The following is a 22,994-nucleotide window of genomic DNA, read 5'->3' on the forward strand; positions in this document are numbered from 1 at the left end:
CAAAAGGAGAGGTATTTATGGTAACGATGGAAACTTCGAAGTATCAGACAACATTCAATTTTATTAAACTTGTAACAGGACAGGCTGTTTCTGTTTTTGGCACTTCATTATTGCGTTTTACTTTATCGCTGTATGTTTTAGATATTACTGGCCGCTCAGATATTTATGCGACATTATTTGCAGTCTCAAGCCTGCCAATCTTGTTATCTCCCATTGGAGGGGCTCTAGCAGATAGATTCAATCGCAAATCAATTATGGTTGCGCTTGATCTGGCGAATGGCTTGTTTAGTTTATTGTTACTTGCAGCTTTTCTACTAAATCAATCAGCACTAGTAATTATTGCGATTGCAATGATTCTTTTTGGATTTGTTGGCGCGATGGATACACCAGTTATCACAGCGATTATACCTAGTATTGCTTCAGGGGATAAATTAGAATCAGCCAACGGAATTTTGCAAGGAGTTCAATCATTATCAGGAATTGTTGCACCGGTTTTAGGTGGTTTGCTTTATGCCATGATTGGCATGGAAAATATTCTTATTATCACGACAGCCGCATTCTTTTTGACAGCATTGTTAGAGACACGTATTTTAGTGCCGAAAAATAAGTCAGATTATTCTGGAAATATTATTAAAGTGTTGATAAGTGATTTGAAAGAAGGATTTCACTATACTCTACAGCACAGTTTTATTCGCAAAACGATGTTCATAAGCGTGGGCTTAAATTTTGCCCTTACACCATTATTTATTGTGGGTGTTCCTTATATTTTGAGAATAACAATGAATTTGAATACCAGTTTATATGGAATCGGTGTGGGGGTCATTGAATTTGCGACAATTTTAGGGGCCTTGATTGTTGGTCTTGTATCAAAAAAATTAAAAGTATCTAATTTTTATCTTTGGATTTTATTTATTTCACTATTACTTATTCCAATTATTTTTGCCTGCACGCCGTTTATGCTGCAGTACGGAACTTTACCGTCATTTCTGATCTTTTTGCTTAGTGGCGTTCCGCTTTCAGCTTGCTTATCAATTATTTCGATTTTTGCGATCAGTAAAGTTCAGAAGATCACGCCAACCAAAAATTTAGGAAAAGTGATGTCTATTATTATGGCTACTGCTCAATGTGCTGCGCCTATCGGTCAAATTTTATATGGCATCGGCTTTGAAATTTTTCAAACAACTGTTTATGTTCCGATTATCATTACGTTGATTGCGACGCTATTACTATCTGTTATAAGCAAGCTGCTTTACCGCAATGAAGTGGACATTTAATAAATGTAGGATTTTTATGATTGAAATGAATAAAATTTTGGGGGCTTTACTAGTTCATTTTTTAGCTGCAGAAACAGCACGGAAGAAATGATTTAGTTTTGCAGTATAACAATAAAAAAAGGGGAAATGTGTATGATACGCCGACTAATAAAGAAAGATTTTAAAAAGAATAAAGTTATTACTTTTACTCTCTTCATGTTTATCTTGTTGTCTGCAATGTTGGTATCCAGTACGTTGATCATTGTGACAGAATTAAATGGTTCTTTGAATCACTTATTTAAAGAAGCAAAAGTACCTAGCTATGTTCAAATGTATGCTGGTGATCTGCAACAAAAAGAAATCGATACATTTAGTGAAAAAAATGACCTAGTAAAAAATCAACAAACAGTAACTTTGTTAAATATTTCGGGGGAGAATTTATTCTTACAAAAAAATGATGAATCTGAGGTTAACAGCATTATTGAAAACAGTTTTGTAAAACAAAATGATACCTTTGATTTTTTATTAGACACAAGTAATCAGGTTGCACAAATTGCGGATGGTGAGATCGGCGTTCCCGTCTATCATCAACAGCAATACAATTTAAAATTAGGTTCTAAAGTACAAGTCCAGATCGGTGATTTCAAAAAAACGTATACCATCACATCATTTATCCGTGACGCACAGATGAATCCTTCCTTAGTAACTTCAAAACGTTTTTTAGTAAGTGATCATGATTGGCAAGAGCTAGAAAATAAAATCAGCAATCAAGAGTATTTGATTGAATTTGCATTAAAAGACGACCGCACAATTTCTGAATTTGAGAAACAATATGCAGCATCTAATCTGCCCCAAAGTGGAACGGCGCTTACACGTTCTTTGTATCAAGTATTAAATTCATTAACTGATGGCATTGTAATTGCGATCATTACGTTAATCAGTCTGTTGCTATTATTAATTGCTTCTCTATGTTTAAGATTTACCATTCTTACAGCAATTGAAGAAGACTATCGAGAAATTGGTATTATGAAGGCTATTGGCATCAGCAATAAAAATACCAGAAAAATGTATTTAACCAAATACGTTGTGATTGCTGCCACGGCTTGTGTAGGTGGTTATCTGGCCTCACTATTTGTCACACAAATATTTACCCAGTCGATGTCGGCTTATATGGGAACGGTGCCTAAGACAATTCTTAGTTACTTACTGCCACTTTTGGGTTCGATGATTGTTTTCTTATTTGTTTATCTGTTTTGTAAAATTGTTTTCCGTCGTTTTAAGAAAATATCCGCCTATCAAGCCTTGCAAGTAGGAGAAGTATCAGGAAATCGCAAAATTGCACATCGCATGCGCTTAAGTGGCAAGAAACATTGGATTCGAAACCAAAGTATTTTTATAGGTATTCGCGAAGTATTGACCCAAATAAGAGTGTATCTATTGTTAATGTTAGTTTTTTCTATCAGCTTATTCTTAATGAGTGTGCCGCTAAACTTTTTGCAAACGATTGAAGATCCTAGTTTTATTTCTTATATGGGGGCTGGAAAAAGTGATTTACGGATTGATATTCATCAACTGGATAAATATCAAGAAGAGTCTCAGCAAGTCTCCAACTACTTAAAAAAAAATACTGCCAGTAAAGAACTGGGTATAAATAATGTCGTTCGCTATGAAACCAGTGCGTACCAAGTAAAAAATGCTGATAATGAATTTGTAACGATTAAAATCGAAAATACGGATGATTACGATTCATTTCCACTGAGTTATACAACTGGAAAAGCACCACAAAATGAAAAAGAAATTGCTTTGTCCAATATGAATTCACAAGAATTAGGAGCAGCCGTTGGCGATCAACTTACGATCATGCTACAAGGCCAAGAAGAGGCGGTTACAGTTAGTGGAATCTATCAAGATGTGACCAACGGAGGGAAAACAGCTAAAGGTATGTTGGCAAGTGAGGATGTTTTGTGGGCTACGTATAATTTTAATTTAGCAGATTCCTCAAAAATTAATCAAGTCAAAGCAAATTTAGAAAAAAGATTTAAGCATATCAAAGTAACCGATACGGATGAATATATTAAACAAACTTTAGGTGGAATTATTAATCAAGTATCTAGTATCAGTCTTGTAGCTTTTGGACTAGCATTATTCATTGCAATCTTAATTACCACCATGTTTTTCAAAATGATTCTAGCGAAAGAAGCAAAAAGTATTGCCATCATGAAGAGCATTGGTATTTCCTCAAAAACATTGCAATACCAATATATTACCCGTGCCATCTTTACCTTAGTAATCGGTGTCGTGATCGGAGTAGTTGCAACTAATTTAATCGGAACCAAAGTTGCTAGCCTACTGCTTTCTGGTGTGTCGAATCTAACTTTTATCACCAATCCACTAATCAATTATCTAGTGATTCCTTTATCCTTAGCACTGGTGGTGAGTGTAAGTGTCTATATAGTTAGCCTATCCATAAAAAAAATAAAATTAATCTTAGTCGCTGAATAAGGAGGAAATAAAATGATTTTAAAAGCAACCGATCTATCAAAAAGTTTTCCGATTGAAAATATGGAACCGCAACAAGTACTAAAAAATATTCAACTAACTATTAATAAAGGCGAATTCGTTTCAATTATGGGGGCCAGTGGTTCGGGAAAATCTACGCTCCTTTATACTATCAGTGGCATGACACAACCAACTTCAGGAACGATAGAATTTTCTGGAGAAAAACTCGCCAATTTATCTGAAGAACAATTAACCAATCTACGACTAACCAAAATGGGTTTTGTTTTCCAACAAGCCAACTTACTAAAGAATTTCAACCTGAGAGATAACATCGTACTCTCCGCCTATTTAGGCAAAAAAGAACCCCAGCAACAAATTGATGAACGTGCAGACAAGCTGATGCAACAGACGGGTGTTAATCAACTAGCCTTAAAAGATATTACGCAAGCTTCCGGTGGACAATTACAAAGAGTTGCCATCTGTCGAGCGCTCATTAACAATCCAGAAATTATTTTTGGCGATGAGCCTACCGGTGCCCTGAATTCAAAGTCTGCTGCTGAAATTATGAACTTGTTTAATGAAATCAATCAAACCGGCACGACGATTTTATTAGTAACCCATGACGCAAAAGTTGCTTCAAAAACAGAACAGATCTTCTTTATGTCTGATGGCGAAATCATCTCTGAAAAATATTTAGGAAAAATGGCTGCTGAATCTGAACTAAAAGATCGCGAAGAGCAAGTCGCCGAATGGTTGAATGAGTTAGGGTTTTAGATTGGATGAGTTGGGTGTTTTTTCGGGGGAGGGTGATTATAAAGAATAATCATGCTGAAATATCTGTATTAGTTTTCAGTATGATCAAAATTTTAAGGAAGCTTAAGACAGGTACTTTGAGTGGTATAATGATGTTAATAATTTTTTGTAAAGGAGTTTTTTTGATGAGTTATGATTCATTCAAAAAATGGTATACAGATGTAAAAATTATGACAAGTATTCCGGTTACTCAATATTTAGATGTATTGAGCCAAGTAAAGTTTTCTGATGATAAAAAAACAATTGATGAGATAGTTGATCCAAAAGATTTTTCTCAACGAGTGAGATCACTACTAAATTTGGATAGAATCTCTGAAGAGGATGCTAGAAATATATTTATCGTTAAAGAAGATAATCTCCAATTCGATAATCTTAAGGGAGGTTTACACTATTATTTAGAATTTCTTTACTCAACTCAAAATGATTCTGATAAAAATGATTACTATAAATTTAAGAAATTACTTGAGTATTTTGTGCACATAATGTTAGCGAACAACAACAATAATGAAGAAAAATTTTATGATAGTGAACCAAAATCGGGACAAGGTTATGCAGGACAGCGTATTCAAGGTAGCTATATAGAATGGCGAAATTATTCTCCTGAGGTTCCGATGGATGTAAATATTACCACGGGATATCAATTGTTTACTAAATCATGTTATATAAATTGGAATTCTACAGGGATGAACGTGCGTGTTAAATGGAACGAAGAAAAAAATAACATAGATGCTCTGCAACTATTTAATAACGAAATTGACAAAGGGATATGGGTTGGTAATCCAGTGCCGCTAGATCAATTTAATCTGAATGATAGGAAGAAACCAAATCAAACGATTATAGAATTTTATAAGAATTATGTTCAGTTGCTGAAGGAAAGTAATTTTATCAAAGGTGATGGAGGTAAAGAAAAAATGAAGGTACACGAAATGTCAAAAAAATTAGAAAAGTCATATAACATAATTCTCCGTGGGGCACCCGGAACAGGTAAAACATATCTTGCTAAAGAACTTGCAGCAGAGTTAATTGATATTTCTAGGGATGAGTTAGCTGATAGCGAACAATTTGAATTTGTTCAGTTCCATCCTAGCTATGATTATACTGATTTTGTAGAAGGCTTACGTCCTATTCAAATAAATAATCAGATTGGTTTTGAACCAAAAAATGGAATATTTAAAGAATTCTGTAATAAAGCAAAAATGCAGCAAGAGCCTAGCTTTAAAATATTTGAAGATATTTGGGGGAAATTTATTGAGAATGTCCGAGAAAATGAAACGGTAGCTGTTCCTAGGGTGAAAAAAAATGAATCTGCTATTATTTATTCAGTTAATAGTAATGGAAATCTTAAAGATGAATCTACGTCTAGTCAAAACTATAGCCTTACGAAGGAAAATATTTTTAGAGTATGGCAAGGTAATAGAGGACGAAAGAGTGGTAGCCATCAACCAAGAATGAGAGCGGTTCTTAAATATTTAAAAGATGATTACAACTTGCCTGAATATGAAAAATCAACTATTGAAGAGAAGAAGTATGTATTTGTCATTGATGAAATCAATCGTGGAGAAATAAGTAAAATATTTGGGGAGCTCTTTTTCTCGATTGATCCAGAATATCGTGGTACAGATGGTGCAGTATCTACTCAATATGCTAATCTTTTTGAAAATGAAGAAAAATTCTATATTCCTGAAAATGTTTATATTATAGGAACGATGAATGATATCGACCGTTCAGTGGATACTTTTGATTTTGCAATGCGTCGCAGATTTATGTTCGAAGAAGTTACTGCAAAAGAATCGCAAGGTATGTTATCCAGTTCGTCAGTAATTAAATTAATGGATAAAGTTAACGATATGATTATCTCTAGTGAAATAGGCTTGACTGTTGATTATCAAATCGGTGGAAGTTATTTCAAAGCTCTAGATAAGGGAGAAATTGATGGAAATGAGCTGTGGAATAGCAAATTGAAGCCGTTGCTAAAGGATTACTTTCGTGGTGAAAGAGCGGCAAATCATAAATTGAAAATTTTAGAGAATGCTTATAAAGGTGAAATTGATGATTCAGCTGGAAGATAATAGTAAAGTAAAAGAAGAGTTTACAGATAATCCAATAATTGAAGAGTTAGTTGATAGAGATTTATCAAACTTGGAACGTGACGGTTTTATTATCTTTCCACCAACTATCAATGATTCAGTCGACCTCGAAAAAGAGAATTATTTATTTAGAAGAAGCAATCAACACATTTGGACAAGTAATTTGATTGGAGTTTTCAAAAAAGGTAGTGATGAACTTCAGATAAATTCGAGATTTTACGATTCAGAAGAAGGCAATAGAGATTTTTTTTTAAGATATCTGTTGCAAAAAGTAATGAATATTAATGTTAACCGAACAAAAATAAATATCGATAGTCAGCTTTCTTATTATGATTTACTTGCATATTTATTTCCAATGTATTTAGATGAAGCAATGCGCAAGGGAAATTACAAAGAATATGTCAGTAAAAAATACAATGACTCAAACATCAAAGGCCAAATATCTATTGCAAGACACATTAAATGCAATACACCATTTATGGGTAAAATTGCATATGATACTCGTGAATTCAGTTACGATAATAATTTGACTCAACTTATTCGTCATACTATTGAAAAATTACAATTGAAATTTAGCTTTGATAGTTTAGTAACAACTGATTTCAAAGAAAATGTTAGAGAAGTCATTAATATAACACCTAGTTACTCGAGATTAGATAGAGATGAAATTATTAAAGGAAACGTCCTTAATCCAGTAAAACATGGATATTTTGAGGAATATTCTCTTTTACAGAAATTATGTATTCAAATTCTCAATGAAGAACATATTGGCTTCGGAGATGAAGAGGATGAAGCTCACGGGATCATCATTGATGTTGCATGGCTTTGGGAAGAATATCTCGCTACATTGTTAAAACCAAAATTTACTCATGCAGAAAATAAAACTCGAAAAAATCCAATTTATTTTTATACTGATAATAAGAATCCCAGATATCCAGACTTCTATTCAGATTCTGTCATCCTTGATGCGAAATATAAACAACTTGATAAAAATAATAAAGGTATATCACGGGAAGATTTATACCAAATGACAAGCTATCTTCATGTGTTGAAAGCTAGTTCAGCAGGGGTGATTTATCCATCACAAAAAGATAATGAACGAAAATCAGTTGGTACATTGGCAGGATTTGGTGGAGAAATATTCAAAGTAGGATTTACAATTCCGCAAGTTAGTGGAAAATACGCTGATTTTGAAAAAGATATGAAAGATTCCGAAGAAAAGTTTCTTTCTGAAATTCAATGTTAGTGTCTGCTTTTGCTGTAAATATAAAAATATACGATAGAACCAGTTCGGGGTCTATCATAAAATAATATTTATGAATAAATCCTATGACATTCTTATCAAAAATATAAAAGAGAAGCTTTGGCAAAAGGGATGGTCACAAGGAACGTTAGGTGGAAAGGCAGACGTTTCTCAAGAGCGAATATCCTATGTATTAAATGGTAAAACAGAACCTACTTTATCATTGATGGATAAAATTGCTGATGCACTAGATGTTTCAACAGTTGATTTACTTTCTGATGAGAAAATTAATGAAGCAATAATTAAAGAGCCACTTGCAGATGATTATACAGCTCCTGATGAAATTGTATTTACGAAATATGGCAAGACCAGCAAAGTGAGGAATGTTAATATTAATATTCCTAGCTTAGGTAAGTTTAGAACAGATTTTACGAATTTCAATTTCGATAAAAATAAATCAAAATCAGGAAAACCGAACTCATATGCAAACTATATGGAATACTTACTTCAAAACTATTATGATAACTTTGGTGAAATTCTAAATCCTTTTAATAAAAGTACAGTTTCGAAATTGGAAGAATTACAGAAAAGTCACGACTTTATACGTTACAACTTAAATGAAAATAGGTTTCCAAATGCAGCAATTGAATCTTATAAACGATTCATGCATTCAAAATAAATATTTTATTAAAACTGCTTAATTAAATAATTTAAAAAACACCAGAAGACAGGCGTGTAATATTAATTGTCTTCTAGTGTTTTTTTATTTTCTAAACGAAGGTTTTATTTAATGTGTAGTTACCTATTTTTTGAACCCAACATAATCGGAGAAGCCCAATATATAAATAGCAAGTGCGAAAGGAATATCGTCTTTTTCAGCAATGGTGTTCAGTTCATCAAAGACAGTATCTTTTGGTACTAAATTTTCTTCCGATGTAGCTAAGACGTTTTTAATAATATTTGGTAAATGGAGGCATAATTGATAAAAAGCGTCTTTTTCACCTGTTAATAAGGCATAAAATTGATCCATACTGACTCGTCTAATCAATTTATGTTGAACTTTTTGTTTATCGACAGTAGTAGCCCATTTGATATTTTGTGATTTTTTGGCAATCGCTTCTACCAAAAAGCAGGCACTATCATCATCATTAAGAACTTGATTTTGCATTTTAATGTAAGTTTTTGCGGATGAAGCTGAGTTCATTGTGTTATGCTTATTCTTCATTTCTACATAGATAGTGTGGACAATGCTCCCCTCAGTTATAGAAATTCCATCAGGATTTTTATAAATCACATCCCAACCTTCTTTGGGAACAGTACAGTTTTTAAAATATTGGAAGATATTCTGATGGAAATAACCAATATCATTGCTACTTGATTTATCACGTTGACGAAAAATTTCGTTCTTTATGATTTCATCCCAAGTTGTTTGATAGACATTTTTATCGAAAATCAGTTTGATAGGATCGACAATATTACTGTTAAATTTTTTTAAGTCATAAGGTTTTAATTTTTCACCATATTTTTTGATAGTCTCTTTGATATGCTTAGTCAATTGTTCTTCCGTGATAAATGACAGATTCCACACATGAATAACCTCCATAATTAATCAAATTGATTTAAGTAATGAACTACTGCTTTGCCAATATATTCGGCAAGATTAACTGGTACGGCATTACCGATTTGCTTGTATTGATTTCCCATGCTACCAGCAAATTGCCAATCATCAGGAAAACTTTGAATACGTGCATATTCCCTGACTGTAAATGGGCGTGTTTCAGATGGATGACAACGTTCAGTTTGTTTCTGCGCGGGAGAGGTGGTTAAAGTCAATGAAGGTTCATCCCAAGATAATCGTCGTGCCATTCCACGACGACCACCGCCTGAATGATAAGATGCACCCATATATTCTTTAGCTACATTATCAGGTAAATTAATCCAGCATCCACCTGGTGGAACCAAATCTAAAACTTTGACTTTGCTCTCAGGATAGGTAGCTCCTGAACTTTCAGGAACATCTTTTAATACATCTTTTAACACAGGTTTGTATTGACGAGCTTGTGGAAATTTAAAAGAATATGATTGTTTTTTATACAAATCATGTCTTATACCAACAATCACTATACGTTCTCTTTTTTGTGCAACGTTATAATCCCAAGCATTTAATACATTCCAGACAACCTGATAACCGGCTTCTTCAAAGACTTGGATCATGGTTTCTAGAGTTCTGCCATTGTCATGATTTACCAAACCCTTAACATTTTCAGCGATGAACATTTTGGGCTTTAATTCTTTAAGTAACTGTGAATAAGGATAAAATAATGTTCCACGAATATCATCTAAACCATGACGTAGACCAGCGTAACTGAAACTTTGACATGGGTAGCCACCGGAAAGAACATCCAAATCACCAGTAAAATCAAATTGTTTATGCTGCTTAATACCAGCATGTGCTAGTTCAGTAATATCTGCTTCAATTACATTCCAACTTGGACGATTTTTGCGGAGCGTTGTACAAGCTGTGGCGTCTATTTCGACATCAGCAATTGAATGTAGTCCGGATTTTTCTAATCCTAAAGACAAACCTCCTGCTCCCGCAAAAGTTTCAACTAATGAATAATTTTTTTCAGGGCTAATTTGTTCGACATCAACAAATTCATCTAAACGATAAGAAAAACGATCAATTGCAGAACTAGGGAAAAGGGATAATTGTACGCTGGGGTCTTCGATAATCATAGCATTTCCTTGCATTGTATCACCATCTTTTTCAAAAAGTATTTGGTTATATGGAAGTTCTAACTCTGCCATCATTTTAATGACATTCGTTTTAAGAGGACAAAAATCATCAGAAAGCATTTGAGATAGCTGACTTTTATTCATGCCCAATCTTTCAGCTAACTCTGTTTGCGTAGCAATATTTTTTCGCCTCATAGCAGCTAAGACAGCTGGTTTATTAATTAGCATAGTACCGCCTCATTTTAGTTTAAAATATTTTTAACTACCCCATGCAGTATATCTTTAATTAACTAAGTGGTCAATAATTTTTTCTTCTAAACTTAACTAACTTATCACGTTCATATTTCTGCCATTCCAGATGGGGTTACATATGATTCAACATTAGGAATCTGACTTAAACCTACCTAATGTGGATTAATAAAGAAAAAGGATATCGTGTATTTACTGGTGAATTTTCTCATTTGCTTATATCTATTTTTAGGTCAGTCTGAAAATAGAAAAAAATTTGTAGAGGGAACGGAAACAAGAATGAAAACATGTGATAAGAAGGAAGAAATATATGTAGAACTTATCGTTTAGTTCATGGAAGTTAAATTTTGTTGTTGATGAGAAGTATATGGAGTCAAAATTATTTTTAGAACTGATTTATTAGTGGTGATGATTCTTATATATTAACCATAAATGGATATAGTCTTTTTCGGCAACGAAGAGTTGGATGAAATTCGAAATTCAATTGAAAAAGGAATTGTGCAACAAATTCTTCAAAAAATCCAAGTACAATTGATGAACACAAAAAAAGCCGAAACGTCTAAGCATTCCGACTTTCTTGTATTGGTGGGGAACGTACTTTATTTCCCTTTGTTTTATCCATTTTACAACAATACAAATGCTGTTAAATCAACGTTATGGCGTCAACTTCACTTACTCTTTTATTCCCACTCTGTTTTCAACGTAAAGTGTATAAAACAGAATGCGATACTATCAAGGGAGTTAAAACAATATACAGAACAGTAAAACACTATAAATAAAAATAAAAGTGCAATTTTTGCACCTAATCATACTCTGTTTATATATGAAAACTAGATTCTGAATCCAATATTTGGTTAACGAGAGGCGTTCGAATTTGAACGTCTTTTATATATTACTTTCAAATAAATATGAGGTAGAATACTATCTATTTTCTTTTTAACCCAATTGTTATAATGAGAACTTTTACTAACATAATTTATGATAAACTTACTATATAATCATATTAATTAAATAGTTAGGAGATCTGCTTATGTTTATATCTACTCTTCAAATTCGAAATTTTAGAAATTATGAATCCGAAATCTTTCGATTCGATAATGAGACAAATACTATTATAGGTGAGAATGATTCAGGGAAAACCAATGCTCTTACTGCATTGAGAATCTTATTAGATGATAGTTATTACTATAGTAGTAAAACACTGAAAGAATCAGATTTTTTTCATGGAATTCAAAATGGGTGGCAAGGGCATTGGATTATTATCTCTGCGACATTTGAAGGAATCAGCGAAGAAGAATTTGACAATGAGATTTGTGCTTCCATTTCTTTAAATTCTGAAAGTCAAACAATCTTAGAAGAATTGATTTCAAATGCAGATAAAGGTGTAGGTAGTATTTCTCTATTTATTAGACCTAACAAAGCTATTAGAAAGCAATTATTTGATATTTCCACTGAATTAGACTCTCATCAATTTAACGAATTTAGAAATTCTATTCGTCTATCCGACTATGAATTTTACTACACATCTAAATCAAATCTAAATTTCTGTATCAATGAAAATTATGATAAATTGGTAGGAAGACTCAATGACAATATAGCTAGTAATCCTGAAGAAGACGATGAAGCTCTTTTGGGCTCAAGAATTGACATGTCAGATATTTTCAAGCATATTTCGGTTGTTTATGTTGACGCTCTTCGAGATGTTCTTAGAGAAATGAAAAACAATCGAAACCCTGTCAAAAGAATCATGGAAACAATTGAATCAAAAATATCATCAGATAATGTTGAGTCATTAAAAACAATTATACAGCAATTAAATGAGACTATTACCAGTGTTCCTGAAATTAGGAAAATTGGCGAAAATATTAATCGGCAACTAAATAGCATAATTGGTTCAGTGTATTCTCCTAATCTTCTTCTTTCCTCAACTATGTCAGATGATATGGGTTCTTTAGCAAAATTTCTTTCAATGAAGCCAGAACAAAATATCGACTTAGACTTACTAGGGTTAGGACATCTAAATATGATTTATTTAGCTTTGAAAATAGTCGAATTTGAAGCGTGTCGTTCAAGAGAACTACTTAATATTATGTTGATTGAAGAACCAGAAGCTCATATTCATCATCATATTCAAAAAACTCTGTTCGAAGGATTAAATCTTCAAAAAAACTATACTCAGATTCTCATGACCACACATTCTGTACATTTAGCTGAAGTGTCTGAAATATCTCGGATGAATGTATTAAAATCGTTTAATGGCAAATCTATCGTTATGAATCCAGCAAATAATCTGAACTCATTTGCTAAAGAAAAGTTAAAAAAGAACAATCTAAATCTAATAAACGCAGTAGAGAGATATTTAGATGTTAAAAGAAATGGATTGCTTTTTTCTAAAGGTGTTATCTTAGTTGAAGGAGATGCTGAAGAAATACTTATTCCTCAAATAGTAAAAAAATTATTTGGTATAAACTTAGACGAACTTGGAATAGGTTTGATTAATGTTGGTAGTACTTCGTTTGAATATATCGCTAGCTTGTTTGACGATGATAGAATACAGAGAAAGTGTGCTATTGTAACTGATTTAGATGAACAGGCAATCCCATCAGAACATCGATTGTATAAAAGCACTGCACAAGAGAAAGGTCAAGCAAGAAAAGAAAAATTATCCTCCCTTTTTAATGAAAACAATTGGGTTAATTGTTTTTATGCTAATACAACATTTGAAATTGAGTTTTTAGATGTGAATAAAGAAAATATTCTAACTTATGTCAGTCCAATTATAGATGACGCATTCAAAGATAAAAAAACAATAACTGCTTATAAAGAAGAAATACAAAGTGAACAATATTTAGAAAGAAATTTAGCGATGTTAAAACTAGCCAATCATGTTGGTAAGGGGTGGTTTGCAATTGAGTTAGGTGAAAAAATTGACTTTTTAATCAAAATTCCTAAGTATATTCTTAATGCTATTGCTTTTGCATGTCAGGAAATAGTAGATCTCTCAATTTATAAAAAAATTCTACTCCATACAATCGACTTGTACGAGGAAACTACAGAATTGTCAGCTTTATCAGCTAGTTTAAAAACAAGTGATACAGCTGATTTGAATATAGCAATAATTTCTTTATTAGAGTACTTTGGTAAAGATGAGGATGTTGTGTATCTAATCAATCAGATAGAAAATTACACAAAAATACTTTATGCTGAGGTTTCAAAATGACAAATATCTTCGAAAAAATCGTAAATGATTTAAATTTAGAACAAAAAGATGTTGTAGAAAGTGAAGATAACCTTTATGTAAATGCATGTCCTGGGAGTGGGAAAACAAGGGTACTTACAAGGAAAATTGCTTACCAAGCAATTAAACACGATGGATCACTAAAAAGAATAATTGCTATCACATACACTAATAGAGCTGCTGAAGAAATTAAGGAACGCCTAAGTTTACTTAGTATAGATGATGATATTAATATTTGGGTGGGGACAATACATCAGTTTTGTCTTGAATTTATTATTTATCCTTTTAAAATGAATCTCTCAAGAGTATCAAAAGGATTTACAATTATTGATGATTATACTCAAAGAGCTTACGTCAGCCAAATTAATAATATGCTGAATTTAAATCTCAAAACGTATGAACTGAACAAAATTGATTTGTCACTTTCTCATGATTTTAAAATTAATGAAGTTCAGTATACTCAAGTTTCTGAAATGTATCACACTATGTTGGAAAAAAATAAAGAAATTGATTTTGATATGATTTTACTAGTAGCGTATAAAATTTTAACTGTAAACAGTAACGTTGCACGTAATATTGCTAGTAATATAAGGGCGATTTATGTGGATGAATTTCAAGATACTAGAGAATTACAATACAATGTAATAGCTAAATTACTTCAAAACAACCCTCAAATTCAGTCAATGTTTGTTGGAGATATTGACCAAGCAATTTATGGATCATTAGATGGTATAGCTAAATCAGTTGAAGAACTAGAAATGCTAACTAGTCACACTTTTCAATCAAAGACGCTACATGGCTGTTACAGGTCTAATCAGAGATTAGTAGACTTCTACTCTAATTTTCAGAGTTGTCCTTACGAGATTGAAAGCAGAGGGAATAATAAAAACGACCGTGGTTTTATAAGTTATGATTGCAAAGTTACTAAGGAGGATTTACCCAACATAATAAAAAATATAATAAAGGAAAAGATTGAAAGCGGCATTCATGAAAAAGATATTTGTGTACTTGCTCCTCAACACTATCCTCTGTTTTCACTGGGTGAGTATTTAAAGAAAGAATTACCGTATTGCAATTTTGATGCTATAAATATATCACCAATTAAGGTAAATAATCATAGTTTATTTTTCAAGTTAGCAATTTTGTACTTTACTGAATCAGGTGAAAAGGTTCGAAGAAGAAAGCTAATTGCAAACGATATTTTAATTATATTAAAAAATGAATTTGGAATAGAAGTTAAAGATTATTTTATTGACTTAGATTTATTACAGCTAATAAACAGTGTGAAAAGAATGTATAGTGGAGACGACAACGGTGTTGATTTATACAAATTTGTTACCAAACATATATTTGTTAATCTTAATATTGACGAGAAAAATTACCCGTCTATTTTTAAGCACTATCTATTTTTTATTAACGAAGTAGAAGATCGGATAAAAAATAATTCATTATCTAGTAGTGTATCTAGTTTTAAGAAGATGTTTAAATCTCGAGATGGTATCACACTTACTACAGCACATAAAGTTAAAGGAAATGAGTATGATACTGTTATCGCTATTAATCTTCTAAACGGGAAAATTCCTCATTGGAATGAAATTTTTAATGTTTCTGATAAAGGAATTAGTTCAGCGAGAAAACTACTATACGTAATTTGTTCAAGAGCAAAAAATAATTTATTTCTTTTCTCAGAGGTGGGTTATTTTACGAGTAAAGGAGACTTGCTTTATCCCACTCAATTATTAGATAAAATAGAATTTGATTATAATATTTAAAATACCTAGGTAGTCGTTGTTTTAAATATAGTAGGAATCGGACGCTCAGTACGGAGCGTCTATTTTTTTACCCAATTTTGAAAGGAAGTGAACTTATGAAAATAAAAAATCAAGAATCAAAAGGTCGCTCTCCCCCCTTTAAAACCATCACACAAATAAGATTCATTCAAACATAAAAACAGAAAGGATAGGTAAAAATATGGAACTTAAATATGTCATTCCCAATATGGAAAAAACATTTGGACAATTAGAATATGCTGGTGAAGGGAACATTGAACAACGTCGAATAAATGGCAGACCAACCATTCTCTCTCGTAGTTACAATTTATACTCAACGATTCAACGAGCAGATGATATTGTTGTCATTCTTCCCTCCGAAGCTGGCGAGAAACATTTTGAATCCGACGAAAAAGTCAAACTCATCAACCCACATATTACCGCAGAAGGTTATAAAATTGGCAATCGAGGATTTACCAATTACATTATGCACGCAGACGATATGGTGAAAGCATAAGAAAGGAAAGGTGAAAAAATATGAGATTAGCAGAAGGTATTGTGATTGAAAAAGACCAGACATTTGGCACATTGAAATTTTCCGCCTTGCGTCGTGAGGTTCGTATCCAGAATGAAGATGGTACGGTTTCCGAAGAAATTAAAGAACGTACCTATGACTTAAAATCAAAAGGACAAGGACGCATGATACAAGTCAGTATCCCCGCTTCTGTTCCTTTGAAAGAATTTGACTACAACGCAGAAGTGGAATTAATCAATCCTGTGGCAGATACCGTAGCGACGGCTACTTTTCGAGGGGCAGACGTTGATTGGTACGTGAAAGCAGACGATCTTGTATTAAAAGGACAGACAAAACCTCATCAGAAATATAAAAAAGAAGCGTCCGAAAGTGAAAAATAGGTGTTGCTTATGACAAACACACCATTGATTTTGAAAGAAATTCCGAAAGATGAAGCCATTTCTTTTATTCGGCAATACCATTATTCAAAGATACTCCCTAGATTGTGTAAATACTTTCTAGGGATTTTTTCAGAAGAAAAATTATTAGGCGTTGTGGAATTAGGCTGGGGTACGCAACCCCTACAAACCATACGCAAACTCTTTCCCGACAGTTCCCTTCAAACCACAGATTATTTAGAAATTGGAAAGATGTGTTTTCTTCCAGAAATGAATCAAACCAATTATTTTGGCAGTCAAGCTCTTTCAGCTCTAATTAAGTGGTTGAAAGAACATGCGGACTGTCATTTTTTATATACACTGGCAGATGGAATTGAGGGAAAATGTGGCTATGTCTATCAAGCGTCCAACTTCTTTTACTGCGGGTATTTCAAGACAAGTGTCTATCGTGATAAGCAGTCATGGGAAAAGATACACCCTCGAAGTGCTCGCCTTTTATTAGAGGAAAATGCTCGCTTTGAACAGGTAGAGAAAAAGCATTGGCTTTCCCAGGCATTTTGCGAATACAAAGGGATTGAGAAAATCAATGGACGCATGTTTCGCTATCTCTATCCGTTGACAAAAGAAGCGAAAAAACTGTTAGGACACACTCTCTATCGACGTCATTATTATCCGAAAGAAAAAAATTTACGCTTTGAAAAGCGAATCGCTTATCAGAAATATGAAGCCATTTCTCAACCAACTTTTGATAAACAGGCTCGTATCTACAATACACAATTATTTTGATAGGTGGAAAGGAGGATTTTTATGCCATTGCTTCATGACAGAGGAGAGCGAATCAAAGCCAACGATAAGCACTTGGTCTATCATTTTGTACTAATTTCATTGCTGGTAGTTTTTCTAGTCGTCCTACTCCCTTTTCATTGGAGAGCGTTACAATCGGTGAACTGGCAAGCAGTTCAGTTAGATACATTTTTCTATCAACTTCATACGCCATACTTTTGGAGCAGTATTCTCACTGCTCTTTTTGTATGCGGACTTATCAGCTGGCTTTATTATCACTATCGTATAGATTCTATAAAACAGTTAGAGCACCGTCAAAAGTTAGCTCGTATGATTTTAGAAAATCATTGGTATGAAGCCGAAGAAACTCAATCAGAGGGATTCTTTAAAGATTTACCCAGCAAGAAAACCAAACAACGAATCCGCCATTTTCCTAAAATATATTATCGAATGAAAGATGGACTAATCCATATTCATGTAGAAATCACCTTAGGGAAATATCAAGATCAGCTTTTGCACCTAGAAAACAAACTAGAAACAGGATTGTATTGTGAATTAGTGGAAAAAACGTTGAAAGATTCTTATGTAGAGTATGTCCTACTTTATGATACTATTGGCAATCGAATTGGCATTGAAGACGTGGTAGCTCAAGATGGACGTGTCAAATTGATGGAATCGGTCTATTGGGAGTTCGATTCTCTCCCTCACATGTTAATTGCTGGGGGCACTGGTAGTGGAAAATCCTATTTTATTCTCACATTGATTGAATCTCTCCTGCATACAAATGCAAAGCTTTATATTCTTGACCCTAAAAATGCTGATTTGGCAGACTTAGGGGCGGTCATGAATAATGTCTATTACCGTAAAGAAGATATGTTGGCATGTATCAATCAATTTTACGAAGATATGATTGATCGCAGTGAAACCATGAAACAACACCCTAACTATAAAACAGGAGAAAATTATGCTTATCTTGGTTTGTCTGCCAATTTTCTTATTTTTGATGAATATGTGGCAATGATGGATATGCTAGGTCGTGAAAGTACCACCGTTATTCATAAACTCAAACAAATTGTAATGTTAGGACGACAAGCAGGCTTCTTTTTAATTCTTGCCTGTCAACGTCCAGACGCAAAATATTTTAGTGATGGGATTCGGGACAACTTTAACTTCCGTGTGGCTTTGGGTCGTATGTCTGAAATGGGCTTTGGTATGATGTTCGGAAGCGATACACAAAAACAATTTTTCTTAAAACCCATCAAGGGAAGAGGTTACGTGGATACAGGAAAAAGTGTGATTAGTGAGTTTTATACACCCCTTGTACCAAAAAGGTACGATTTCTTAGGAGAAATAGGAAAAGTCATTCAAAAAAAGCAATCTGAGCCTGTACCGCACGAAGTGAAAGGTACAGGTTCAGACTTGCTTTGATTGGTGTGGCGTTAGCCACGCCAATCCTTTAGCCCCCTCTATCTAACAGGGGGGCACAAATACAACTGAAAACAGGCAATTCTCATCAACCAATGTTGATGGTACAAAGGATTGCGGAAAATATGAAAGGTGTAAACTCAAGGGTCATAGTTTACATCTTTTTTAGATTGGAGGTTTGCGAATGGAAAACGAAAAAATTTGGATTAAGGAATTGAAAGAAAAGCGACTGGCTTATGGCGTTTCTCAAAATAAACTGGCGGTTGCTTCTCATATTACCAGACCTTACCTATCGGATATTGAAACAGGCAAGGCAGTCCCTACTCAACAGGTGAAAGAAGATTTACTGAACGCTTTGGAACGCTTCAATCCCGATAACCCATTGGAGATGTTATTCGACTATGTACGGATTCGATTCCCTACCAATGATGTGGCTCAAATTATCGGTGAGGTTTTACGTTTGAATATGGATTATATGCTACACGAAGACTTTGGCTATTATTCTTATCCCGAACACTATCGTTTCGGTGATATTGTTGTCCTAGTCTCTCATGATGTAAGTAAAGGTGTTTTATTAGAACTGAAAGGAAAAGGCTGTCGGCAATTTGAAAACTTTCTATTGGCTCAACATCGGAGCTGGTATGATTTCTTTCAAGATTGCATGGAACATAAAGGTATTTTCAAACGCTTGGATTTAGCTATCAACGATAAAACAGGGATTTTGAATATTCCAGATTTGGCAAAGAAATGTAAACAGGAAGAATGCATTTCCGTCTTTCGAAGCTTTAAAAATTATCGCAGTGGTGAATTGGTTCACCGTGATGAAAAACCATACATGGGAAACACACTTTATATTGGCTCATTAAAAAGTGAAGTCTATTTCTGTATATATGAGAAAGATTATGAGCAATACGTGAAAAATGATGTTCCCTTAGAAGACGCAGAAGTAAAGAATCGGTTTGAAATTCGGTTAAAAAATGACCGAGCCACCCAAGCCATGAAAGATTTATTGGCACATCAACAGGCGGAAAAAACAGCCTTTGAAATTATCAATCGCTATATCCGCTTTGCAGATAAAGACGACACTAAACGTCGGAGTGATTGGAAAACTAATGAACGTTGGGAATGGTTTATCGGTAAAAATCGTGGAGCATTACGCCTAACCACACAGCCAGAGCCTTATTCTTTTGAACGAACATTGAACTGGTTACATCATCAAGTCGCCCCTACATTAAAAATCGCAAGCATTTTAGATGTTCTCAACGGTACAACCATTATCTCCACCATGATTCAGGAAGCCAAACTGACAGAAAAACATGAGAAATTAATTGAACAACAACATCTAGCCATGGAGGATTTGATTACATGAGCCTTTTAACAAAAGAATTAAAGAAGTTAGGGTTTCAGTGTGGCAGTGAGTTTCAAGCGTATATACAAAATACAGGGAAATATACGTCTCTCATTATTGAGGGAAAACGGCAAGCTGGTGATACCATCTATACCTATGATTTTTACAAGGTGAGATTTTATAATAATTATACCAATCGAGTAACCGTCTATGGAGAGCATTTAACCCCTTTTCAATTATTAAGGCGTGTAAAAAGCTATATCTATTATCGAGAAAAATATCTTAAGGAAAGGAGGACAATCACATGAATTTTGGGCAGAATTTGTACAACTGGTTCTTGGATAATGCACAGTCATTGGTATTGTTAGCGATTGTTGTCATTGGACTGTTTTTAGGTTTTAAACGAGAATTTTCAAAACTCATTGGCTTCTTGATTATTGCTCTAATCGCCGTCGGACTTGTGTTCAATGCAGCTGGCGTGAAAGATGTGTTATTAAACTTATTTAACCGAATCATTGGTGCTTAACAGATATTTTTCATGATAAAATAGGAAGTATATATTTTGTTATGAAAGGATTTATGAATATGTTTACAAATGATCAATTTAAATCTCTTTTAATTAAAACATTAGAAAGAAAGAGCTCTTCAAATTATTATGAAGGAGGTAACGAGATTGTTTCTAAAATGAAAATATCAGAGGTAACTTTAGATGAGACTGACGATTTTACTTATTATAAAGGATATAAAAAGGGCTGGAATACGCTTTGCACATATCTTAAAATAAGAGTTCCTTTTGATGATTTAGACTTTTTTGAAAGTCATAAAGATTTGATTACCCAGACAGCAAGCTCCATATATGATAAACAAGGTGATAATGTATTAGTGGATACTATTTTAGTACCACTTCCAGAGAATTACGAAGTAATTAACTTTAGTCAGTTGAAAATTAGTGATGTGGTTTCACAAGCTATTGAAGACGCTGAGTCTTTTATGAGTAATGGTGAATATCAACGTGCCTTTGACAGAGTTCACACTGCTTTTCATGGATATTTAATTGAAATACTAAAAAAATATGAAATTACAGTTCCTAGAGACGAAAATCTATCTAAATTATATAGTAGGATACAACAATTAATTGAAAAAGAAATTCAACCTACTGAACTTGCTGATATAGTGAAGACAACGATAAGGTCATCAAATGGAATGATTAGCTCTCTTAATGAAGCAAGAAATAGGCATTCACTTGCACACCCTAATACAAATATTATTGGAAAGAGAGAAGCAAAACTAATAATAGGTATTTCAAGTACAGTTACAGATTATATTAGCGGATACCTTGATAAGTAGCGTCATTAACTGATTGCTACTTTTTTTATGACTATTTTTATAAAAAGGATGTGATAAGAATTGGAAATGAAAGTCTATGTGGCAAATTTAGGACGGTATAATGAAGGTGAATTAGTCGGAGCATGGTTTACTCCACCAATTGATGAGGAAGAAATGGCAGAAAGAATCGGTTTAAATGAGGACTACGAAGAATATGCAATACATGATTTTGAGCTTCCTTTTGATGTGGACGAATACACGCCGATTAGTGAAATCAACCGTCTATGTGAAGCCATTCAAGAAATCGAAGGTACACCTATTTATAATGAACTCAAAGAAATTCAAGGCATGTGGTTTAGTAGCTTGGAAGAATTACTGGAAAACAAAGAGGATATTCATTGTTATAGTGATTGTGATTCGATGGAAGATGTCGCCCGTTATTACGTGGAAGAAACAGGACAGCTTGGTGAAGTCCCTTCCAATTTACAAAATTATATTGACTACCAATCTTTGGGACGTGATATGGAAATAGAGGGTAATTACCTAGTTACCTCTCATGGGGTATTTGAATATTGTCAGTAAGTTTAACAATCCGTGTTATAATTAAATTAATAAATAGCACGGAGAGGTATAAATTATGGTAAATGTATTTGAAAATCTTAAACTATTAAAACTAGACATGAAAGATAAAGGCTGGGTGATAGATTCCTTTTACTTTCGTTACAAACAGCAAAATTATATTGTACTTGTTAAGCTATTTGAAAAAGAGGAAAAAGTTCCAGAATATGCTCTGTTAAAACTAGAATTTTTAAAGGAAAACGATTTTTCAGATATGCTAGCTGTCTATGCTAATTCGGTAAAATTATATACAGACACGAAAACAATAAGAGAATATTTTGGTATCGAATACAGTAGTAACTTGGGAGATGTTTTATTTCAATTTAGCCAAACTCTTGCTCGATTTATTCCGACAGAAGTTAGTGAGAAGAAAAATGAAGACCAAAAAGAAGCCATGTGTTTCTCATTAAGTCAAAGTGATTCAGAAGATCCCAGAAAAAAATATTGTTTTTCAGTTAGAAGAAATCCTTTAAAGGGAAATGGTGAGCTGGGAAAACGAAGTCCTTTTAATGACAATAAAACGAGATTGTATAGACCCAGCTTATATGAACGATTAGGGTCAGATACCAATTTAAGTTTCAGATATTCAATGAATCCAGATGATGAAGAAACTGATGAAGGTATTATTGCAAAATGGACAAAAAATAAAATTGAATAGTTAAAGCATTGAAAGAGCAATCACCTATTTTGATTGT

The 22,994-nt window shown here is 33.4% G+C and carries 20 protein-coding genes; 18 read left to right on the forward strand and 2 right to left on the reverse strand.

All coding sequences use genetic code 11. The features are described from left to right. Positions 1–17 precede the first annotated feature (17 nt). The 6 genes from ACVWNY_RS00570 (at position 18) to ACVWNY_RS00595 (ending at position 8,574) form a co-directional block, all read left to right on the forward strand. Entirely contained in the window at positions 18–1,274 is a 1,257-nt protein-coding gene (locus ACVWNY_RS00570; RefSeq protein WP_454071523.1) for an MFS transporter, read from the forward strand. Between the two features lie 132 nt (positions 1,275–1,406). Then, positions 1,407–3,755 carry an ABC transporter permease gene (locus ACVWNY_RS00575; protein ID WP_454071524.1) on the forward strand — a complete coding sequence of 783 codons (2,349 nt, stop codon included), beginning with the start codon at positions 1,407–1,409 and terminating at the stop codon, positions 3,753–3,755. 12 nt (positions 3,756–3,767) lie between these two features. Beyond that, positions 3,768–4,526, forward strand: a complete 759-nt coding sequence (locus tag ACVWNY_RS00580; protein ID WP_454071525.1) for an ABC transporter ATP-binding protein — start codon at positions 3,768–3,770, stop codon at positions 4,524–4,526. Positions 4,527–4,690: 164 nt separating this feature from the next. Then, complete coding sequence (locus ACVWNY_RS00585; protein WP_454071526.1) at positions 4,691–6,634, forward strand: McrB family protein; 1,944 nt, start codon at positions 4,691–4,693, stop codon at positions 6,632–6,634. Continuing rightward, positions 6,615–7,898 (forward strand): 5-methylcytosine restriction system specificity protein McrC, encoded by a 1,284-nt coding sequence (locus tag ACVWNY_RS00590; RefSeq protein WP_454071527.1) that lies wholly within the window; start codon positions 6,615–6,617, stop codon positions 7,896–7,898. Before ACVWNY_RS00585 ends, ACVWNY_RS00590 begins: the two co-directional genes overlap by 20 nt. A gap of 70 nt (positions 7,899–7,968) precedes the next feature. Further along, positions 7,969–8,574 (forward strand): helix-turn-helix domain-containing protein, encoded by a 606-nt coding sequence (locus ACVWNY_RS00595; protein WP_454071528.1) that lies wholly within the window; start codon positions 7,969–7,971, stop codon positions 8,572–8,574. 123 nt (positions 8,575–8,697) lie between these two features. Here the strand turns inward: ACVWNY_RS00595 and ACVWNY_RS00600 are convergent, their stop codons facing one another. Together ACVWNY_RS00600 and ACVWNY_RS00605 are read right to left on the reverse strand one after the other, a co-directional pair. Continuing rightward, positions 8,698–9,483: an Eco47II family restriction endonuclease gene (locus tag ACVWNY_RS00600; RefSeq protein WP_454071529.1), complete on the reverse strand. Its 786-nt coding sequence runs from the start codon at positions 9,481–9,483 to the stop codon at positions 8,698–8,700. 17 nt (positions 9,484–9,500) lie between these two features. Continuing rightward, positions 9,501–10,859, reverse strand: coding sequence for a DNA cytosine methyltransferase (locus tag ACVWNY_RS00605; protein WP_454071530.1), 1,359 nt, complete (start codon positions 10,857–10,859; stop codon positions 9,501–9,503). A gap of 1,051 nt (positions 10,860–11,910) precedes the next feature. Here ACVWNY_RS00605 and ACVWNY_RS00610 point away from each other — a divergent pair. The 12 genes from ACVWNY_RS00610 (at position 11,911) to ACVWNY_RS00665 (ending at position 22,957) form a co-directional block, all read left to right on the forward strand. After that, on the forward strand, positions 11,911–14,100 hold the full coding sequence (locus ACVWNY_RS00610) for an ATP-dependent nuclease (protein ID WP_000470931.1): 2,190 nt from the start codon (positions 11,911–11,913) through the stop codon (positions 14,098–14,100). Next, positions 14,097–15,890: an ATP-dependent helicase gene (locus tag ACVWNY_RS00615; protein ID WP_000181735.1), complete on the forward strand. Its 1,794-nt coding sequence runs from the start codon at positions 14,097–14,099 to the stop codon at positions 15,888–15,890. The genes ACVWNY_RS00610 and ACVWNY_RS00615 overlap by 4 nt, the downstream gene beginning before the upstream one ends. 199 nt (positions 15,891–16,089) lie before the next feature. After that, positions 16,090–16,404 carry a YdcP family protein gene (locus ACVWNY_RS00620; RefSeq protein WP_000421279.1) on the forward strand — a complete coding sequence of 105 codons (315 nt, stop codon included), beginning with the start codon at positions 16,090–16,092 and terminating at the stop codon, positions 16,402–16,404. Positions 16,405–16,424: 20 nt separating this feature from the next. Next, positions 16,425–16,802 (forward strand): YdcP family protein, encoded by a 378-nt coding sequence (locus ACVWNY_RS00625; RefSeq protein ID WP_001234191.1) that lies wholly within the window; start codon positions 16,425–16,427, stop codon positions 16,800–16,802. Between the two features lie 9 nt (positions 16,803–16,811). After that, the gene (locus ACVWNY_RS00630) at positions 16,812–17,585 is read left to right on the forward strand and encodes a Mom family adenine methylcarbamoylation protein (protein WP_454071532.1); all 774 of its coding nucleotides are present in this window, start codon (positions 16,812–16,814) and stop codon (positions 17,583–17,585) included. 21 nt (positions 17,586–17,606) lie between these two features. Next, positions 17,607–19,010, forward strand: a complete 1,404-nt coding sequence (locus ACVWNY_RS00635) for an FtsK/SpoIIIE domain-containing protein (protein ID WP_001130244.1) — start codon at positions 17,607–17,609, stop codon at positions 19,008–19,010. A gap of 181 nt (positions 19,011–19,191) precedes the next feature. After that, complete coding sequence (mobT, locus tag ACVWNY_RS00640) at positions 19,192–20,376, forward strand: MobT family relaxase (RefSeq protein ID WP_000426689.1); 1,185 nt, start codon at positions 19,192–19,194, stop codon at positions 20,374–20,376. Continuing rightward, on the forward strand, positions 20,373–20,663 hold the full coding sequence (locus tag ACVWNY_RS00645; protein ID WP_192942779.1) for a hypothetical protein: 291 nt from the start codon (positions 20,373–20,375) through the stop codon (positions 20,661–20,663). Before mobT ends, ACVWNY_RS00645 begins: the two co-directional genes overlap by 4 nt. Continuing rightward, positions 20,660–20,881, forward strand: a complete 222-nt coding sequence (locus ACVWNY_RS00650) for a hypothetical protein (RefSeq protein WP_001009054.1) — start codon at positions 20,660–20,662, stop codon at positions 20,879–20,881. The genes ACVWNY_RS00645 and ACVWNY_RS00650 overlap by 4 nt, the downstream gene beginning before the upstream one ends. A gap of 59 nt (positions 20,882–20,940) precedes the next feature. Continuing rightward, positions 20,941–21,702, forward strand: a complete 762-nt coding sequence (locus tag ACVWNY_RS00655) for an abortive infection family protein (protein WP_001565981.1) — start codon at positions 20,941–20,943, stop codon at positions 21,700–21,702. Between the two features lie 66 nt (positions 21,703–21,768). Then, entirely contained in the window at positions 21,769–22,263 is a 495-nt protein-coding gene (locus tag ACVWNY_RS00660; protein ID WP_000870467.1) for an antirestriction protein ArdA, read from the forward strand. A 55-nt stretch (positions 22,264–22,318) separates the two neighbouring features. Beyond that, the gene (locus ACVWNY_RS00665; RefSeq protein WP_000248477.1) at positions 22,319–22,957 is read left to right on the forward strand and encodes a DUF6037 family protein; all 639 of its coding nucleotides are present in this window, start codon (positions 22,319–22,321) and stop codon (positions 22,955–22,957) included. The last annotated feature ends 37 nt before the right edge of the window (positions 22,958–22,994 follow it).

It is taken from the genome of Enterococcus sp. JNUCC 77 (assembly GCF_054819945.1).

Coding starts and splice junctions, on each gene's coding strand:
- ACVWNY_RS00570 (WP_454071523.1), top strand. CDS start 18: ATGGTAACGATGGAAACTTCGAAGTATCAGACAACATTCAATTTTATT.
- ACVWNY_RS00575 (WP_454071524.1), top strand. CDS start 1,407: ATGATACGCCGACTAATAAAGAAAGATTTTAAAAAGAATAAAGTTATT.
- ACVWNY_RS00580 (WP_454071525.1), top strand. CDS start 3,768: ATGATTTTAAAAGCAACCGATCTATCAAAAAGTTTTCCGATTGAAAAT.
- ACVWNY_RS00585 (WP_454071526.1), top strand. CDS start 4,691: ATGAGTTATGATTCATTCAAAAAATGGTATACAGATGTAAAAATTATG.
- ACVWNY_RS00590 (WP_454071527.1), top strand. CDS start 6,615: ATGATTCAGCTGGAAGATAATAGTAAAGTAAAAGAAGAGTTTACAGAT.
- ACVWNY_RS00595 (WP_454071528.1), top strand. CDS start 7,969: ATGAATAAATCCTATGACATTCTTATCAAAAATATAAAAGAGAAGCTT.
- ACVWNY_RS00605 (WP_454071530.1), bottom strand. CDS start 10,859: ATGCTAATTAATAAACCAGCTGTCTTAGCTGCTATGAGGCGAAAAAAT.
- ACVWNY_RS00610 (WP_000470931.1), top strand. CDS start 11,911: ATGTTTATATCTACTCTTCAAATTCGAAATTTTAGAAATTATGAATCC.
- ACVWNY_RS00615 (WP_000181735.1), top strand. CDS start 14,097: ATGACAAATATCTTCGAAAAAATCGTAAATGATTTAAATTTAGAACAA.
- ACVWNY_RS00620 (WP_000421279.1), top strand. CDS start 16,090: ATGGAACTTAAATATGTCATTCCCAATATGGAAAAAACATTTGGACAA.
- ACVWNY_RS00625 (WP_001234191.1), top strand. CDS start 16,425: ATGAGATTAGCAGAAGGTATTGTGATTGAAAAAGACCAGACATTTGGC.
- ACVWNY_RS00630 (WP_454071532.1), top strand. CDS start 16,812: ATGACAAACACACCATTGATTTTGAAAGAAATTCCGAAAGATGAAGCC.
- ACVWNY_RS00635 (WP_001130244.1), top strand. CDS start 17,607: ATGCCATTGCTTCATGACAGAGGAGAGCGAATCAAAGCCAACGATAAG.
- mobT (WP_000426689.1), top strand. CDS start 19,192: ATGGAAAACGAAAAAATTTGGATTAAGGAATTGAAAGAAAAGCGACTG.
- ACVWNY_RS00645 (WP_192942779.1), top strand. CDS start 20,373: ATGAGCCTTTTAACAAAAGAATTAAAGAAGTTAGGGTTTCAGTGTGGC.
- ACVWNY_RS00650 (WP_001009054.1), top strand. CDS start 20,660: ATGAATTTTGGGCAGAATTTGTACAACTGGTTCTTGGATAATGCACAG.
- ACVWNY_RS00655 (WP_001565981.1), top strand. CDS start 20,941: ATGTTTACAAATGATCAATTTAAATCTCTTTTAATTAAAACATTAGAA.
- ACVWNY_RS00660 (WP_000870467.1), top strand. CDS start 21,769: ATGAAAGTCTATGTGGCAAATTTAGGACGGTATAATGAAGGTGAATTA.
- ACVWNY_RS00665 (WP_000248477.1), top strand. CDS start 22,319: ATGGTAAATGTATTTGAAAATCTTAAACTATTAAAACTAGACATGAAA.